18 protein-coding genes are annotated in these 16,791 nt (G+C 64.9%); 15 read left to right on the forward strand and 3 right to left on the reverse strand.

What is annotated here, in order from left to right; genetic code table 11:
• Positions 1-43 precede the first annotated feature (43 nt).
• The 10 genes from ldcA to CY652_RS03020 all read left to right on the forward strand — a co-directional run bounded on the left by ldcA (position 44) and on the right by CY652_RS03020 (position 9,670).
• Positions 44-970, forward strand: a complete 927-nt coding sequence (ldcA, locus tag CY652_RS02980; RefSeq protein WP_102129200.1) for a muramoyltetrapeptide carboxypeptidase — start codon at positions 44-46, stop codon at positions 968-970.
• A 220-nt stretch (positions 971-1,190) separates the two neighbouring features.
• A complete protein-coding gene (gene alc, locus CY652_RS02985; RefSeq protein WP_102129344.1) occupies positions 1,191-2,204 on the forward strand; it encodes an allantoicase in 1,014 nt (337 codons plus the stop codon).
• An 18-nt stretch (positions 2,205-2,222) separates the two neighbouring features.
• Entirely contained in the window at positions 2,223-2,735 is a 513-nt protein-coding gene (locus CY652_RS02990; RefSeq protein WP_102129345.1) for an ureidoglycolate lyase, read from the forward strand.
• 224 nt (positions 2,736-2,959) lie between these two features.
• A complete protein-coding gene (locus CY652_RS02995; protein ID WP_102129201.1) occupies positions 2,960-4,552 on the forward strand; it encodes an ABC-F family ATPase in 1,593 nt (530 codons plus the stop codon).
• 556 nt (positions 4,553-5,108) lie between these two features.
• Complete coding sequence (locus CY652_RS03000; RefSeq protein ID WP_102129202.1) at positions 5,109-5,384, forward strand: hypothetical protein; 276 nt, start codon at positions 5,109-5,111, stop codon at positions 5,382-5,384.
• A 3-nt stretch (positions 5,385-5,387) separates the two neighbouring features.
• Positions 5,388-5,978, forward strand: a complete 591-nt coding sequence (locus tag CY652_RS24345) for a hypothetical protein (protein WP_180970396.1) — start codon at positions 5,388-5,390, stop codon at positions 5,976-5,978.
• Between the two features lie 11 nt (positions 5,979-5,989).
• The gene (locus CY652_RS03005; RefSeq protein WP_258002165.1) at positions 5,990-6,427 is read left to right on the forward strand and encodes a DUF4279 domain-containing protein; all 438 of its coding nucleotides are present in this window, start codon (positions 5,990-5,992) and stop codon (positions 6,425-6,427) included.
• A gap of 645 nt (positions 6,428-7,072) precedes the next feature.
• On the forward strand, positions 7,073-8,263 hold the full coding sequence (locus CY652_RS03010) for an NAD(P)H-dependent flavin oxidoreductase (RefSeq protein WP_102129347.1): 1,191 nt from the start codon (positions 7,073-7,075) through the stop codon (positions 8,261-8,263).
• 158 nt (positions 8,264-8,421) lie between these two features.
• A complete protein-coding gene (locus tag CY652_RS03015) occupies positions 8,422-9,069 on the forward strand; it encodes an OmpW/AlkL family protein (RefSeq protein WP_102129203.1) in 648 nt (215 codons plus the stop codon).
• A 190-nt stretch (positions 9,070-9,259) separates the two neighbouring features.
• Positions 9,260-9,670, forward strand: a complete 411-nt coding sequence (locus CY652_RS03020; RefSeq protein WP_146010013.1) for a hypothetical protein — start codon at positions 9,260-9,262, stop codon at positions 9,668-9,670.
• 143 nt (positions 9,671-9,813) lie between these two features.
• On the opposite strand, the gene CY652_RS03025 is transcribed toward CY652_RS03020, so the two are convergent.
• Positions 9,814-10,017, reverse strand: a complete 204-nt coding sequence (locus tag CY652_RS03025) for a DUF1289 domain-containing protein (RefSeq protein ID WP_102129205.1) — start codon at positions 10,015-10,017, stop codon at positions 9,814-9,816.
• A 363-nt stretch (positions 10,018-10,380) separates the two neighbouring features.
• Between CY652_RS03025 and CY652_RS03030 the strand changes: the two genes are divergently transcribed.
• The 5 genes from CY652_RS03030 (at position 10,381) to CY652_RS24730 (ending at position 14,697) form a co-directional block, all read left to right on the forward strand.
• Entirely contained in the window at positions 10,381-11,481 is a 1,101-nt protein-coding gene (locus tag CY652_RS03030) for a polyamine ABC transporter substrate-binding protein (protein WP_102129348.1), read from the forward strand.
• Positions 11,482-11,595: 114 nt separating this feature from the next.
• A complete protein-coding gene (locus tag CY652_RS03035) occupies positions 11,596-12,759 on the forward strand; it encodes an ABC transporter ATP-binding protein (protein WP_102129206.1) in 1,164 nt (387 codons plus the stop codon).
• A complete protein-coding gene (locus tag CY652_RS03040) occupies positions 12,756-13,706 on the forward strand; it encodes an ABC transporter permease subunit (protein WP_102129207.1) in 951 nt (316 codons plus the stop codon). Before CY652_RS03035 ends, CY652_RS03040 begins: the two co-directional genes overlap by 4 nt.
• Positions 13,703-14,521: an ABC transporter permease subunit gene (locus CY652_RS03045; protein ID WP_102129208.1), complete on the forward strand. Its 819-nt coding sequence runs from the start codon at positions 13,703-13,705 to the stop codon at positions 14,519-14,521. Before CY652_RS03040 ends, CY652_RS03045 begins: the two co-directional genes overlap by 4 nt.
• Positions 14,522-14,565: 44 nt before the next feature.
• Positions 14,566-14,697, forward strand: coding sequence for a hypothetical protein (locus tag CY652_RS24730; RefSeq protein ID WP_258002167.1), 132 nt, complete (start codon positions 14,566-14,568; stop codon positions 14,695-14,697).
• 139 nt (positions 14,698-14,836) lie between these two features.
• Here CY652_RS24730 and CY652_RS03050 read toward each other — a convergent pair whose 3' ends face one another.
• Both CY652_RS03050 and CY652_RS03055 read right to left on the reverse strand, forming a co-directional pair.
• Positions 14,837-16,000 carry a tetratricopeptide repeat protein gene (locus CY652_RS03050; protein WP_102129209.1) on the reverse strand — a complete coding sequence of 388 codons (1,164 nt, stop codon included), beginning with the start codon at positions 15,998-16,000 and terminating at the stop codon, positions 14,837-14,839.
• Positions 16,001-16,109: 109 nt separating this feature from the next.
• On the reverse strand, positions 16,110-16,790 hold the full coding sequence (locus tag CY652_RS03055; protein WP_102129210.1) for a PspA/IM30 family protein: 681 nt from the start codon (positions 16,788-16,790) through the stop codon (positions 16,110-16,112).
• Position 16,791: the final 1 nt, after the last annotated feature.

Consider the following 16,791-nt stretch of genomic DNA (forward strand, 5'->3'; position numbering starts at 1 on the left):
CCCATCATCCACGACATTTCTTCTTCCTGAACTCCCGGACTTCATGAGCGCACATCGCACCATCCAGTTGATCGCCCCTTCCGGCTATCCGCCCGACCCGGCCGTGGTCCAGCGCGGCATAGCCCGCCTGCGCGAGGAGGGCCATCAGGTCGTGGGACTGGAGGCGACCGAGCGGCGCTATCAGCGTTTTGCCGGCACGGACAGCCAGCGCGCCGCCGAACTGAACCGTTTCGCCGATCCCTCCCGCAGCCTGCCCGACATCGCGCTCGCGGTGCGCGGCGGCTACGGCGCGGTGCGGATCCTGCACGGCCTCGACTACGCCGGGCTCCAGCGGCGCCTTGCCGGACGGCCCATCGCGTTCGTCGGTCACAGCGACTTCACCGCGATCCAGCTCGCGCTTTACTCCCAGGCCGGGCTCACGACCTTCGGCGGCCCGATGCTGCTGAGCGACTTCGGCGCCGAAACGCTGAACGCGTTCACGGTGAATCACTTCTGGAACGCGCTGACGTCGCCGTCCTTCACGCTCAAGGTCGACGCGCCGCAGGTGCAGTCCGCGAACGTGTCCGGGGTGCTCTGGGGCGGCAACCTCTCGATCCTGGCGTCGCTCGTCGGCACGCCGTTCATGCCGTGGATCAACGACGGCATTCTCTTCATCGAGGACGTCAACGAGCAGCCGTTCCGCATCGAGCGGATGATCTATCAACTCCATCTGTCGGGCATCATCGCCCGCCAGCGCGCGCTCCTGATCGGCGATTTTTCCGGCGGAAAATCTTTCGATTACGATAACGGCTACACGCTGCAGGAAATGATCGAGCAGGTGCGCTCGGTGGTCGGCGTTCCGGTGATCACGGGCCTGCCGTTCGGCCATGTTCCCGAACTGGTGACCTTGCCGTTCGGCGGCAACGCCGAGCTTCAGGCCAACCCGCAAGGCTTCGAGCTTCAGGTCAGCGGTTATCCGCATCTGAGCTGACCGGCCGGACCCGTTGCGCGGCCGGACGAGAGACGGGCGCCCGCCGGGCGCTCGTTCTTTTTGCGGTAGGGTTTGCGCCCCACGATTTTCGCCCCGCCGGGCCGCGCGGCCTGTTCGCCGGCCCGGTACCCGATACGAACCGTGCCGCCGGAGTCGGCGGCACGTCATTTCCCGCATGACCACCGGCCTTGCCGGAAAAACCGATACGAAGGACACCACGATGGCACTTCCGACACTCGACCCCGACGCGCCGGCATTCACGCGCCGCTACGCGAATCTCGCGGACCCGCGTCTCGGCGCGCGCGCGCTCGAGGCCAGCGACGCGTTCTTCGCGCCCGCCGAGCGGATGCTGAACCCGGAGCCAGCCGTGTTCATCCCGGGCAAGTACGACGACCACGGCAAGTGGATGGACGGCTGGGAAACGCGCCGCAAGCGCACGGCCGGCTACGACTGGTGCATCGTCAAGCTGGGACGCGCCGGCGTCGTCAAGGGGCTCGACATCGACACGAGCCACTTCACGGGCAACTTTCCGCCGGCCGCGTCCGTCGAGGCAGCTTCGGTCGCCGACGGAGAGGCCCCCGGCGCTTCGACGGAATGGACCGAAATCGTGCCGTCCACGACCCTGCAGGGCAACCGCCATCACTACGTCGAGGTGACGGCCGACGCCGCGTTCACGCACCTGCGCCTGAACCTCTACCCGGACGGCGGCGTGGCGCGGCTGCGCGTGTACGGTCAGCCGCGCGTCGACTGGCAGGATGCCGGGCCCGACGTGCTGGTCGATCTCGCGGCGATGGAGAACGGCGCCTGGATCGTCGCGGCGAACAATCAGCATTTCGGCCAGGCTTCGGCGCTCCTCGCGCCCGGGCGCGGCGTGAACATGGGCGACGGCTGGGAGACGCGCCGCCGCCGCGAGCCGGGCAACGACTGGGCGATCATCGCGCTGGCCCGTCCCGGCGTCGTTCGCCGGATCGAAGTGGACACGGCGCATTTCAAGGGCAACTACCCGGACCGCTGCTCGTTCCAGGCCGCGCACGTGACGGGCGGCACCGAGAGCTCGATCGTCACGCAGGCGATGTTCTGGCCGACGCTGCTCGACGAGCAGAAACTGCAGATGAACTGTCAGCACTACTTCGAGCGCGAGCTGGCGGCGCTGGGGCCCGTGACGCACGTGCGCTTCAACATCTTCCCGGACGGGGGCGTGTCGCGCGTCCGTCTGTGGGGCATGCCGGCCTGACCGATGACGACGGGCACCATGAACAGACTCGCGATCGAACCGCTGACCCGCGCCGCGTTCGCGCCGTTCGGCGACGTGATCGAACTCGACGGCGCGGCGCACATGGCCATCAACGAGGGCACGACGATCCGCTATCACGATCTGGCGCGGATCGACGTCGCGGACGAGGACGGGCGCGCGCTCGTCAACGTGTTCCGCGGCCAGCCGCGCGCGCTGCCGTTCGAGGTGAAAATGCTCGAGCGCCACCCGCTCGGCAGTCAAGCCTTCGTGCCGCTGGGCACGCGCCCGTATCTCGTCGTGGTCGCGCCGGCCGGCGCGCTCGACCCGGCGGCGATCCGCGCGTTCGTCACGCGGGGCTGGCAGGGCGTGAACTATGCGAAGGGGGTCTGGCACCATCCGCTGATTGCGCTCGAGGACGTCAGCGATTTCCTGGTGGTCGATCGCGGCGGCGCGGGGCAGAACCTGAACGAGCAGAATCTGCCCGAATCTCTGTGGCTGACCGAAGCGGCCCTGCGCGCGGCGTTGCGCTGACGCTCCGGGCTATGCGCAACCCGCCCAATGCCGTCCGCCGCCGGGCGGAAACGCCGCTTCGCGTGTCTCGCGGGTTTAACCTGCCGCGGGCAAAGTAGGGGCGGGGCATCCCGTTTGCTGACCGCCCCGGGGCAAAGCCGCCCGCGCGGCAAGCCGGGGCGTCAGCCGCCTCGACCTGCTAAAATTGCAAGTTTTTCATCGATCTACGTTTCCAGGGACGCGCCGTGCTGTCTACCGCCAACATCACCATGCAATTCGGGCCGAAGCCCCTCTTCGAGAACATCTCGGTCAAATTCGGCGAGGGCAACCGTTACGGCCTGATCGGCGCGAACGGCTGCGGCAAGTCGACCTTCATGAAGATTCTCGGCGGCGACCTGGAGTCGACCGCGGGCACCGTGATGCTCGAGCCGAACGTCCGGCTCGGCAAGCTGCGCCAGGACCAGTTCGCGTACGAAGATGTGCGCGTGCTCGACGTCGTGATGATGGGCCACACCGAGATGTGGGCGGCGATGACCGAGCGCGACGCGATCTACGCCAACCCCGAGGCCACCGACGACGACTACATGCAGGCGGCCGAGCTCGAGGCGAAGTTCGCCGAGTACGACGGCTACACGGCCGAGGCGCGCGCGGGCGAGCTGCTGCTCGGCATCGGCATCGCGGGCGATCTGCACAACGGGCCGATGAGCAACGTCGCGCCGGGCTGGAAGCTGCGCGTGCTGCTTGCGCAGGCGCTCTTCTCGAAGCCGGACGTGCTGCTGCTCGACGAGCCGACCAACAACCTCGACATCAACTCGATCCGCTGGCTGGAAGACGTCCTCAACGAGTACAACTCGACGATGATCATCATCTCCCACGACCGGCACTTCCTGAACCAGGTCTGCACGCACATGGCGGACATGGACTACGGCACGCTGAAAATCTGGCCGGGCAACTACGACGACTACATGCTGGCGAGCACCCAGGCCCGCGAGCGCCAGCAGGCCGCGAACGCGAAGGCGAAAGAGCGCGTGGCCGACTTGCAGGACTTCGTGCGCCGCTTCTCGGCGAACAAGTCGAAGGCGCGCCAGGCCACGAGCCGCCTGAAGATGATCGACAAGATCAAGATCGAGGAATTCAAGCCGTCGTCGCGGCAAAACCCGTTCATTCGCTTCGAGTACGAGAAGAAGCTGCACAACATCGTCGTCGTCGCCGAGGAGATCACGAAGCGCTACGACCGCGCGATCTTCGACAAATTCAGCATCAGCGTGCAGCCGGGCGAGCGCATCGCCATCATCGGCGAGAACGGCGCGGGCAAGACCACGCTGCTGCGCGCGCTCCACGGCAACCTGACGCTCGACGGCGGCTCGATCAAGTGGGCCGAGAACGCGAACATTGGCTACATGCCGCAGGACACCTACGAGGAGTTTCCCGGCAACGTCACGCTGATGGAGTGGATCGACCAGTACCGCAAGGAGGGCGACGACGAGCAGTCCGTGCGCGGCACGCTCGGCCGGCTCCTCTTTAACGCCGACGACATCCGCAAGTCGGTGAAGGTGCTCTCCGGCGGCGAAAAGGGCCGCATGATCTGGGGCAAGCTGATGCTCGGCCGCCACAACGTGCTGCTCATGGACGAACCGACCAACCACATGGACATGGAGTCGATCGAGTCGCTGCAGATCGCGCTGGAGAAATACGACGGCACGCTGATCTTCGTGTCCCACGACCGCGAGTTCGTGAACGGTCTCGCGAACCGGATCATCGAGGTGCGCACCGACGGCACGCTGAACGATTTCGGCGGCAGCTACGAGGATTTTCTCGCGAGCCAGGGCGTGCAGTAAGCGCCTCGACTGGTTCCCGGACACCCATTCAAGTGGTCCCATTGTTCCACCGCAGAGGTGTCCCGCTGGAACAATGGCGGGATTCCCGCAACTTCGTCAATCGCCTTGCACGGTTCGCGGGTATTTCCGGCAGACGGTTATAACGCCATGATCGGCCACGTAACAGACGACGTGGCGGGCAGATCCGGCGGGCTTTCGTATCCGCTATCCCCGCTGGTGAAGCGATGATCGCCCGCCAGTCAGCCGGTAGCGCGCCGTCGCCCTTTCGGCTCATCGCCGCAGACGCTCGCGTTCAATTGCCCTGACCTGGGCAAGGCCGATTCCCGGCTGCCGCATAGGCTCGCGAACAGGACCCCTGATTTTCTGTCGCTGCTGCAATGGGCAGTATCGGTGTAGCGCTCCTCCGGTCTACTTTCTGCGTGGGCGGCGTGCTGTTGACCCGCTACGGCATCGCAGGAGAACTCGTTATGAAAGATCAAATTACGGGCAGATACAGCCTGCGTGGCCCAATCCTCCCTATTACGATGCCCGTTCCGACAGTCGCGGAACGAAGCCGATGTACAACACGCTTTATGTCCCGCTCAAGTTCTTCGGCTGGCAATGCATGTTGATGACGACCCACCGGTACCGTAATGACGCCCGGGAGAAAATCAGGGACGTACCTTGGGAGAAACGCCGCGCCGTCGAGAAGGAAGAGGAGCGGCAGCGCGGTAAGGACCGGCAAGATTTCGCCGTGTATTACGAGCCTCGTTTTGACTTCGGCTCACTGATCCATTCGGAACTGAGCGATGTCCTGTCCTTCATGCGCGAAGAAATGCGCCTGTCGCAATAGGACATGCCGACCGATAACGATGGGATCAAGCGCATCTTTCTGCGGGCGATGGACGATGGCCAGCTTGTGCCGATCGTTACCCGTCACGGTTGGGTCGATTGCACCCGCACGTTCCGCCCGACGCCCGCGCCGCTCTGTTGGCCATCATCAAACGGTGGTGGTACTTCGGCAGTACAGGTCGTGCCTTACGCCGGGCTACTGTCTGCGATCGAAAGTGCCGGAAACGACGACGGCAAGTTTAGTTGGCTCGGTGTAGCAGAGGCCGCTACTGGTGCCGTGTCCGGCATCGGTTCAGATAACAACGCCAGTGGCAACCATGCCGCAGACGAGGGATTCTCCAGCGACGGCTCAATGCGGCCTGGCGGGACACAGCCGTTCGAGTATCAGCCCAGCAACGAACTCAACAACGTTTCCGAAGAACTTGCCGCCAGCACGCGCAACCCGAACTACGCAGCCAAAATGCTGGGCTATGACCGTGATGCGTTCGGAGACATGGTTCACGCCATGAAGTACGACCATGAATCTGCATGGCAACGACAATGTTATCTGGCACGACAACGGAGACGTGGAATTCAAAAGCAACATCATCGGTAACATGCACGACTATGCAAATTGACCCGCAATCGATGAATGCACACCCACTGGCGCACGCGTCATTTTCGATCTATGGGGACCGGCTGGACGCCGAATTCTGGACCTCGTATTTCAGCGTTACGCCGGACACTTCGATCGTCAAGGGGCAACCGTTTATGACCCCCTCGGGACGTCTGAGCCGTAGTCCAGGCCGTACCGGGGTGTGGGGTATTAAAAGTAAGGGCAGCATTCGAAGCGATAGCCTGGAGCCTCACCTTCGCTATCTGATCGGGCGCCTGGCACTTCCCCGGTCAGATCTGCGGGGGCTCATCGAGTGCACAGGCGCACGAATGCGCTTCTTCTGCTATTGGGACAACGAAAAAGGAGACCGCGTACCGGACATACCCAACGACATCAAGGCCATGATGGAGTCGATGGGCGGAGCAATCGAAATAGACGAATACCGGTAATAAACCAGGTCTTCGGCGCGCAGATGCATGTGTCACCGGAGATGCTTGAGGTGGTTCTTGTGGCTGGGCCGGCCCACGACGCGACCGCTATTCCGTTCTGTCCTTTCTCAAATTCGGGCAGCACGATAATGGAGGCATGCGCGAGGCATTGACAGCTCACCGACATCCCGATAAACCGGCCGTTTAAACCCATAGCCGATCTTTTAACGATCGGCTTTTTTATTGCCCGGCACGATATCGGTCGCTCCGAATACGGCCGGCCAATGCGCCGCCGCACGTTGTAGCTATTTGCATAATGTCTTCGCGTCACCTAATGTCAGCATAGGTTCTCCGGCCGGGCTACCGGGCTGCTGCGCCGCCGCATGAGCCGCGCTTCGATTGCAATGCATCCTGGATCGGGGCAATCGCCCGACGAATCGACCTCGATTAATCTCCGTTATCCCTGGCGAGCAGGGTGGAACGGGGACATCACCAGAAAATCACGCAGGGCACTGCCGGCCAGGCGGGTAGGCCCATATCCGGGGGAGGGCATTGCGATTCAGGGTTTCTCTTGACTGAACACGACGATATTTACTGATATTTATCAATATAGATTGCCAGGGGCGCGAGACCATCGAGGTTTTATCACCGAGGATGCGGCTCATGATGTTTCCGTCTCATTCGTTTACGCCCCTGCGAATTCGCGGCCGCTCACTATTGCCTGTCGTTCAGGGGGGCATGGGTGTCGGCATATCGGCCCACCGGCTGGCCGGTAGCGTCGCGCGGGAAGGGGCGCTCGGGACGATCGCAAGCATCGACCTGCGCCATCATCATGCGGATCTCGTCGAGCGCTGCCGGGCCGATCCCTGTCGCACCACGCTCGAACAGGCCAACCTGATCGCGCTCGAACGGGAAATTGCCGCGGCGCGGAATTTGAGCCGCGGCAACGGCATGATTGCCGTCAACGTGATGAAAGCGGTCAGCGCCCATGCGGACTACGTACGCGTTGCCTGCGAGCAGGGTGCCGACGCGATCGTGATGGGCGCCGGCCTGCCGCTCGATCTGCCCGACCTGACGGCCGGCTGCGACATCGCCCTGATCCCGATTCTGTCCGACGCGCGCGGCGTGTCGCTCGTGCTCAGAAAATGGATGAAGAAGGGGCGCCTGCCCGACGCGCTCGTGCTCGAGCACCCGGCCCACGCGGGCGGCCACCTCGGCGTGACGAGCCTCGACGAAATGGGCGACGGGCGCTTTGCCTTCGACCGGATCTTCGCCGACCTCGACCCCGTCTATTCCTCGCTCGGGCTGTCGCGCCACGACGTGCCGCTCATCGTCGCGGGCGGCATCAACAGCCATGAGGCGGTCGGCCACTGGCTGAACGCCGGCGCGAACGGCGTCCAGGTCGGCACGCCTTTCGCCGTCACGGAAGAGGGTGACGCGCATCCGAACTTCAAGCGCGTGCTCGCCAATGCGCAGCCCGAGGACATCGTCGAATTCGTCAGCGTGACGGGGTTGCCCGCGCGCGCCGTCAAGACGCCGTGGCTCGTCCGCTATCTGCGTAACGAATCGCGCATCCGGGCCAAGATCGGTTCGATCAGGATGGCCTGCCCGACGGCGCTCGAATGCCTGTCGCTGTGCGGCCTTCGCGACGGCATCGAAAAGTTCGGCCACTTCTGCATCGACACGCGACTCTCGGCTGCGCTGCGCGGCGACGTGGCCAACGGTCTGTTCTTCCGGGGCCGTGAGGCGCTGCCGTTCGGCAACGCGATCCGCAGCGTGCGCGACCTGCTCGAATTGCTGCTGACGGGCGTCGCCCGGCCGGCAGTGCCGCATCGGGCCGCCTTCTCGCTGAAGTGACGGCCGGCGTCATGGCTATACAACAGCCCGCGGCCGGGTTCGCGGGCTTCGCCAACCGCAGTTAAAAAAAGAAGGGGAATACCATGTCGCAGAGAGTACGGTTACGGTTCGCCGCCGCCACGGCGGCGGCGCTGGCCTTGGGCTCCGCCCTGGTTCCGATGCAGGCCTCGGCGCAAGCAATTACGGATACTGCCGCTCCAGCCGCCGCGCCCCCCACCGCGGCCAGCGGCACGAGCGCCTCGCCGGGCGTGCCGAACGGCGGCATTTATAAGGGCGACTGGCTGGTACGGTTGCGCGCCATCAGCATCATGCCCGACGTCGACAGCACCGGCACGCTGGCCGCGCTCAACACGAGCGTCAACAACGCGATCGTGCCCGAACTCGACTTCACCTACATGGTGCTCGACAACATCGGCGTCGAGCTGATTCTCGGCACCTCGCGCCAGCAGGTCACGTCGAGTCTCGGCCACCTCGGCGGCGTCGGCGTGCTGCCGCCCACGCTGCTGCTCCAGTATCACTTCAACCATGCCGGCAGGGTGCGCCCCTATATCGGCGCGGGCGTCAACTACACGCTGTTCTACAACAACGGTCTCGAAGCCGAAGGTCAGGGCGTGTCGATCAACAACCACAGCTTCGGGCCGGCGCTGCAGGCCGGTTTCGACGTCCAGGTCGCGAGGAACCTGTTCGTCAACGTCGACCTCAAGAAGATCTGGATGCACACGGATGCCACGCTGGACGGACAGCCGATCGGCCGGCTGAACATCGATCCGTGGATCTTCGGCGTCGGCGTGGGTATGAAGTTCTAGTCGCAAGGGCCTAACCGCGATACAGCAAAAACGCCGGGCGACCGGCGTTTTTTATTCCAGGCTGACTCCGGCACCGAACTTCGCCGTATTGCTCCACAGCCCGATACTGCAGGTCTATCAATGGCTTAGGTGCGTTCAATATAGGCTGGCGCTTCCGAAGCTTGACCCTACTTCCCTGCTAGTGACCCCTATGAGGCTCTTGGAAAGCCGGTCTTTCCAGGTTGCTTTCGGCTCGATCCGACTGGCCCGGAACCTGCCCGGCCAGTTGAAGACTCCCGGTACGCTGGCCTTCATGTCGCCCCATCGCGGCAGTGTTGCCGCCAACGCCGAGGGCGGACTGGAGGAGCTGTATCGGGCGAGCAAGGCGGCCCTGAACATCCTCGCGCGGGGCATTTACGCTGACATCCGCGAGCAGGGACACACCGTGTTGACCATCCATCCCGGCTGGGCCGCCACGTCCATGGGCACGCTCAATGGCACGGTTGAGGCCGGGATCGACGTGGATACCAGCGTGCGTGGCGTGGCCGATGTGGTGGAGCGCCATCGCCGCTGCGGCGATCACCTGTACGTGGACGACGAGGATCGGCAGTGGCCGTGGTGAGGAGGTGAGCGCGACCTGCAAAGTAGAGCCGTCCCCAGGTGCCGTATAAGGTTTCGATTCTCAATCGATTTTCGCCAAAGGCTTGAGGCCTGCCATTTTTATGGACCGGCAAGTGGGCCTCACCGACCGAAGCGGGTCCCGGCTCAACCCCGATTCTGCTGGAACCGCATGGCCGTGCCGTCGCGCTCGATGCGGGTCCAGACGATACGCTTCTCGTCCTCGCTCATGAACACCCAGTTGGCCACCTCGAGCGCCGTGCGGCCGCAGCCCTTGCAGATGTCGTCGAACAGCGTCGAGCAGACGCCGATGCAGGGGCTGTCGGGAAGGTCATGAAGATTGGATGCCATCGAGTGCGGCCGCGCAGGGCAAGAGCGTTGATCAGGGCCCTCAATGTTAGCCGATCCCGCCCGGCCGCCGGCGGCCCCCGCCGGTAGTCCCGCCGCGCCGGAACAGGCGTACCCACGATCCGCGAGGAGGCAAAAGCTTTACGAAAGCTTTTTTTGGTGGACATGCCCCAATAACCCGATAGAATTGCGCGCGATTTACCGCCCGCTGCGAACGACTGTTCCGTTTGTGCGACAGTCCGGCGTTTTTTTTGGCGCGTGCGATGATTAATGGTAGGTTTCGGGTTTTCGGGGGCGCCGCGCGGGACGCGGCATGACGAAAAGGCGGGGGCGGCCGGGGCCGTCCGGTCGGGAGCGGAGAACGGGATGAAAAGACAGGTAGTGGGCCGGCTAGCGGCACTGGTGCTGTGCGCGGCGCCCTGGATGACGTCGATGGCGCAGGACACGCAGCTCAACGTCTACAACTGGTCCGATTACATTGCCCCGGACACGATCCCGAACTTCACGAAGCAGACCGGCATCAAGGTCCGCTACGACAACTACGACAGCGACGACACGCTCCAGGCCAAGCTGCTCGCCGGCAACTCGGGCTACGACGTCGTCGTGCCGACGAGCAACTACGCGGGCAAGCAGATCGCTGCGAACATCTTCGCGCCGCTCGACAAGTCGAAGATCCCGAACCTCAAGTACCTCGATCCCCAACTGATGGCGCTCGTCGCCGGCGCCGATCCGGGCAACCGCTACGCGGTGCCCTGGGCCTACGGCACGACGGGGCTCGGCTACAACGTCACGAAGGTCCAGCAGATTCTCGGCAAGAACGTCCCGCTCGACAATTGGGACATCCTCTTCAAGCCTGAGTACCTCTCGAAGCTCAAGACCTGCGGCGTGTCGGTGCTCGACGCACCGGACCAGATGTTCGCCGCGGCCCTGCACTACATGGGCAAGGACCCGATGAGCACGAACCCGGCCGACTATCGCGCCGCGCTCGCGATGCTCGAGAAAATCCGGCCGTACATCACGGAATTCAACTCGTCGGGCTATATCAACGATCTCGCCGGCGGCGACATCTGCTTCGCCTACGGCTGGTCGGGCGACGTCGTGATCGCGAAGCACCGCGCGATGGAGGCGAAGAAGCCCTACCGCATCGATTACTACATCCCGAAGGGCGGCGCGCCGATCTGGTTCGACGTGATGGTGATTCCGAAGGACGCCCAGCACAAGGACGCCGCCGAGGCGTGGATCAACTACATCGAGACGCCGCAGGTCCACGCGGCGATCACGAACGCCGTGTACTATCCGAGCGCGAACGCCGCCGCCCGCCAGTACGTCGACAAGGACATCGCCAACGATCCGGCCGTCTACCCGCCGCCCGACGTCGTCAAGACGCTGTTCCTGCTCAAGCCTCTGCCGCCCGCGATCCAGCGGCTGCAGACGCGCCTGTGGACCGAATTCAAGTCGGGGCACTGACGGGCGCTGGGCCAAGGCCAGCCATGGAAATTCCCGGGCCCCCGGCGCAAGCTGGGGGCTTTGTTCGTCAACACGCCAGAATCCGTTCAGTGGCGAGGCAGGACCGAAAGAATCATGAGTGATCAGTCGAGCGCGGCGGCCGCAGCCGGCGCGCAGCCCCTGAGTAGCGCCCCCGCCGCGGGCAGCGGAAACGGCCATTTCGTGCAGGTCGTCGACGTCGTCAAGCGGTTCGGCGAGACGACCGCCGTGAAGAACGTCAACCTGTCGGTCGGCAAGGGCGAACTGTTCGCGCTGCTCGGCAGCTCGGGTTGCGGCAAGTCCACGCTGCTGCGCATGCTGGCGGGACTCGAAACCGTCACCGCGGGCAAGATCCTGATCGACGGCACGGACCTTGCGACGATGCCGCCGTACCGGCGGCCCGTCAACATGATGTTCCAGTCCTACGCGCTGTTCCCGCACATGACGGTCGAGGCGAACGTCGCCTTCGGCCTGCGCCAAGAAGGCGTGAAAAAGGCCGAGCTGACGGCGCGCGTACAGGACGCGCTCGAACTCGTGCAGATGGCGCGTTTCGCGAAGCGCAAGCCGCACCAGCTTTCGGGCGGCCAGCAGCAGCGCGTCGCGCTCGCGCGTTCGCTCGTCAAGCGGCCGAAGCTGCTGCTGCTCGACGAGCCGATGTCCGCGCTCGACAAGCAGATCCGCCAGCGCACGCAGATCGAGCTCGTCAACATCCTCGAGCAGGTCGGCGTCACCTGCATCATGGTCACGCACGACCAGGAAGAGGCGATGACGATGGCGAGCCGGCTCGCCGTCATGAGCGAAGGCGAAATCGTGCAGCTCGGCACGCCCAGCGAGGTCTACGAATACCCGAACAGCCGCTTCTCGGCGGAATTCATCGGCTCCACGAATCTGTTCGAAGGCCGCGTGGTCGAGGACGAGCCCGACCACGTCTTCGTCGAGTCGCCCGAGCTTACCGCGCAGCTTTACGTCAACCACGGCATCACGGGACCGCTCGGCATGCCCGTGACGATCTCGGTGCGGCCCGAGCGCGTCGCGCTCACGCGCAAGCCGCCCGAGGGTGCGTTCAACTGGGGGCGCGGCGTCGTTAAAAACATCGCCTACCTGGGCGGCTACTCGCTCTATCACGTCCAGCTCGAATCGGGCAAGGTCGTGATCGCGAGCGTATCGAGCATCGCGCTCTCCGAAATCGACACGCCGACCTGGAACGACGAAGTGTACGTGCGCTGGAGCGCGGCGGCCGGCGTGGTGCTGACGTCATGAGCAGCGCGCAGGGCAGATTCGCGCGGTTCGCGCGGTTCGCGCAGTGGCCGCTGCGGCGGCTGGGGTTGAGCGGACGCACGGCCGTCGTCGCCGGGCCGTTCCTCTGGCTCGTGCTGTTCTTCCTCGTGCCGTTCCTGCTCGTCGTAAAGATCAGCTTCGCGGACCAGCAACTCGGCATCCCGCCGTACACGGAACTGACGTCGTATGCGGACGGCGTGCTACACATTGCGCTCGACCTCGCGCACTATGCGTTCCTGTTCCAGGACAGCCTCTATTTCGCGGCTTACCTGAACTCGATCGTGGTGGCCGGCATTTCGACGCTGCTGTGCCTCGTGATCGGCTATCCGATGGCGTACTACATCGCGCGCTCGAATCCGGCCACGCGCAACCTGCTGATGATGGGCGTGATGCTGCCGTTCTGGACGTCGTTCCTGATTCGCGTCTACGCCTGGATCGGCATTCTCAAGAACAACGGTCTGCTCAACAACTTCCTGATGTCGATCGGCTTGATCCATACGCCGATCGAGCTCTATCACACCAACACGGCCGTCTACATCGGCATGGTGTACTCGTATCTGCCATTTCTCGTCATGCCGCTCTACGCCCATCTCGTGAAGATGGACCTGACGCTGCTCGAAGCCGCCTACGACCTCGGCGCGAAGCCGTGGCGCGCGTTCTTCGCGATCACGCTGCCGCTCTCGAAGAACGGCATCATCGCCGGCTGTCTGCTCGTCTTCATTCCGGCCGTCGGCGAATACGTGATTCCGGAGCTGCTCGGCGGCGCGAACACGCTGATGATCGGTCAGGTCATGTGGAACGAGTTCTTCGACAACGCCGACTGGCCGATGGCGTCGGCCGTCACCTGCGCAATGGTGCTCCTGCTGCTCGTGCCGATGGCGCTGTTCCAGCACTACCAGGCGAAGGAGCTGGGGGAGCGGGGACGATGAAGCCGAACCGTCTGCTGCAAATCCTCGTGCTGACGCTCGGGTTCGCGTTTCTCTACATCCCGATCGTGAGCCTCGTCGTGTACTCGTTCAACGAGTCCGAGCTCGTGACCATCTGGACGCGTTTCTCGACGCGCTGGTACGTCGCCCTGCTCGGCGACGACGAACTCATCTCCGCGGCGTGGCTGTCGCTGCGCATCGCCGTGATGACCGCGTTCGCGTCGGTGGTCATCGGGACTTGGGCCGGCTTCGTGCTCGCGCGCATGGGCCGGTTCCGCGGCTTCACGCTCTACACCGGGATGATCAACGCGCCGCTCGTGATTCCCGAGGTGATCCAGGGCATTTCGCTGCTGCTGCTGTTCGTCGAGCTCGGCAAGCTGATCGGCTGGCCCGCCGGGCGCGGCATCGTCACGATCTGGATCGGCCACGTCATGCTCTGCATCTCGTACGTGGCGATCATCGTGCAGTCGCGCGTGCGCGAGCTGAATCCGTCGATCGAGGAGGCCGCGCTCGACCTCGGCGCGACGCCGCTCAAGGTCTTCTTCGCGATCACGCTGCCGCTCATCTCGCAGGCGCTGGCGGCCGGCTGGCTGCTGTCGTTCACGCTGTCGATCGACGACGTGGTACTGTCGGCCTTCCTGTCCGGGCCCGGCTCGACGACGCTGCCGCTCGTGATCTTCTCGCGCGTCCACCTCGGCCTGAATCCGGAGATGAACGCGCTGGCGACGCTCTTCATCAGCGTGGTGACGATCGGCGTGATCGTCGGCAACCACTTCATGCAGCGCGCCGAACGCCGGCGTCTTGCGATGGCCGTCTAGATAGACGCGGCGCGACGACCGCGGCCGGCGGCCGGAACGGAGTCATGCTCGTGCTTCACGTATCGGGTGGTTTGAGCGTCTTCGGCTGGCAGCAATTGCTCCAGTTGTGGGAGCTGATCGTGATGGTCTGCCGTTTCCTCTGGGACCTGCTGCGCCTCGCCGGCGGAGGCGGTTGAGCGGGAAGCCGGGCGGTCCCGGCGCGCGAACGCCGGCCCAAAAAACTGCGGGCTCACGTGCCGGGAAGCACGCGAGCCCGTCTTCATTTCCGGAGCGCGGCACTCGCCGTGACGGTGAATGCCGCGCTGCGCCGGGCGGTCAGGAATTGTCCCAGCCGCCGCCCGAGTCGTCGTTGCTGCCGTAGTCGACGCCGCCGCCGTCGTCCCAGTCGTTCGAGCCCTGGCCGAAGTCGAGGCCGCCGTCGTTGACGTTGTTATTGCCGTTGTCGTCGACGATCACGTCGCGCTCGACCACGCGATCGCGTTCTCCGCCGAGCGCCTCGCCGAGCATCACGCCGGTCAGCAATCCGCCCACGCCGCTACCGAAACCGCCGCCCTGCTGCACGATCACCTGCTGGGGCGCCTGCGGCGGGTAATAGGGCGGGTAGGGCGGCTGACGCCCGAAGCTCGCGTCGGCTTCTCGCGCATAGGCCGAATCGCTGCCGATCGCGCCGTGCGGCGGCGCGTTCGGGTCGGGCCGGCCTTCGGCGCGGGCCTTGAGGCTGTCCACCTGGCGCTCGAGGTCCTCGATCTGATACGGCGCCACCGGGTTCGGGCTGTTCGAGAGCGCCTCGGCCACCTGCCGCAACTGTGCCTCCAGCGCTTCGGCCTCGCGCGCCAGCACGTCGTGTCCGGCCTCGGTCGAGAGGCGCACGTCGAGCTTCAGCGAACGCACGGCGTTGAGCAGTTCGGTGACGCGCCTGAGCTGCTCGTGACGATCTTCGGTCGCGCGCGCGTCGTCGTTCGACCGCGCGCGGCGCAGCGTCCAGCGCAGCACCGCCGCGATCAGAACCAGCACGATGGCGATGCCGATCCACGCGCCCGCGGACGGACCGTGTCGTTGCGGCGCGGCGCCGAATGCGGCGGTCGGCAGGACGGTAGCCGTCTGGGCCGTTTGCGGCTGCGCGAACGACGTGCCGTGGTTGCCGCCGCCTGCGCGCGCGGCGTCGGCACGGATGTGCGACTCGACTTCGGCGAAGCGCGACGGCGACGTGAAGTGCAGTTGCGGATCGAGCGTGCGGGCCTGCTGGACCTGGTCGAGCGCGGCCGAATAACGGCCCTCGCGATCGAGCACCTGGGCATACAGATAGTGGGCGTGGGCGCTGTTCGGATGCGCCTCGAGCACCTCGCGCAGGCCGCTGTCCGCACGTGACCAGTCGCCCTGCGACATGGCCGATTCGATCTGCTGCACGCTCGGCGCCGCGAAAGCCGTGCCACACACGACGGCAAGCGACGCCAGCGCTGCGACTAGAAACTTTTTCATGATGCAGGTCGGGCGCCGGGCGCCCGTCTCCGTGTCGGTACGATAGGAGGTGTGCGGCAAACGGGCGCAGCCAGGCGCCGCACCCGTCGTTCGGCCGCGCCGCGCGCGACTACTGCGTCGGCGTGCTCAACTGCTTTTTCAGCGCTTCGAGGCGGTCGTCGACGGACGGCCCCTTGTTGAGGGCCGAGAGCTTGTCGTCGAGCGCCTTGCCGCTCACCGTGTCGGCCGAATTGAGCCGCGCGTCGGAACGCGCGTTCTGCAGGTCGACCTTGTCCTCGAGCTTCTGGAAGTCGCCCGAGAGATTCTTGCCGCCGATGCCCCCGAGCGCCGATGCCGCGACGTCCTTCGCCTGGGCGATCTGCTGCTTCGCCTGCAGGATGTTCGAGCGCGCGTTCAGGTCGTTGCGGCGCTGGCGCATCTCGTCGATCTGCTGCTTCAGATGATCGACGGACGGCTCGAGTTTCGCCAGTTCCCCGGCGAGCGCGTCGCGTTCCGCCTCGGCCGTCGCCTGCGCGCCGAGCGCCTCGCGCGCAAGCGCCTCGTCACCCGACTGCAGCGCGCGCTTCGCGCCGTCTTCGTACTTGCGCGCCTTTTCGGCGGCGGCGTCGCGCTTGCTTTGCTGCATGGCGACCTGCGCCTGGATTTCGACGAGCGAGTTTTCCGCCTTCGCAAGGCTGTCGTCGAGTTCGCGCACGATCTGACGGGAGTCGCGGGACGGGTCCTGCACAGATTCGGCCGCGTCGTTGAGCAGCCCCTTGAGCGTGCGCGAGATGGTGTCAAAAAGCGCCATG

It is taken from the genome of Burkholderia sp. WAC0059 (assembly GCF_002870125.1).
Lineage (GTDB): Bacteria > Pseudomonadota > Gammaproteobacteria > Burkholderiales > Burkholderiaceae > Paraburkholderia.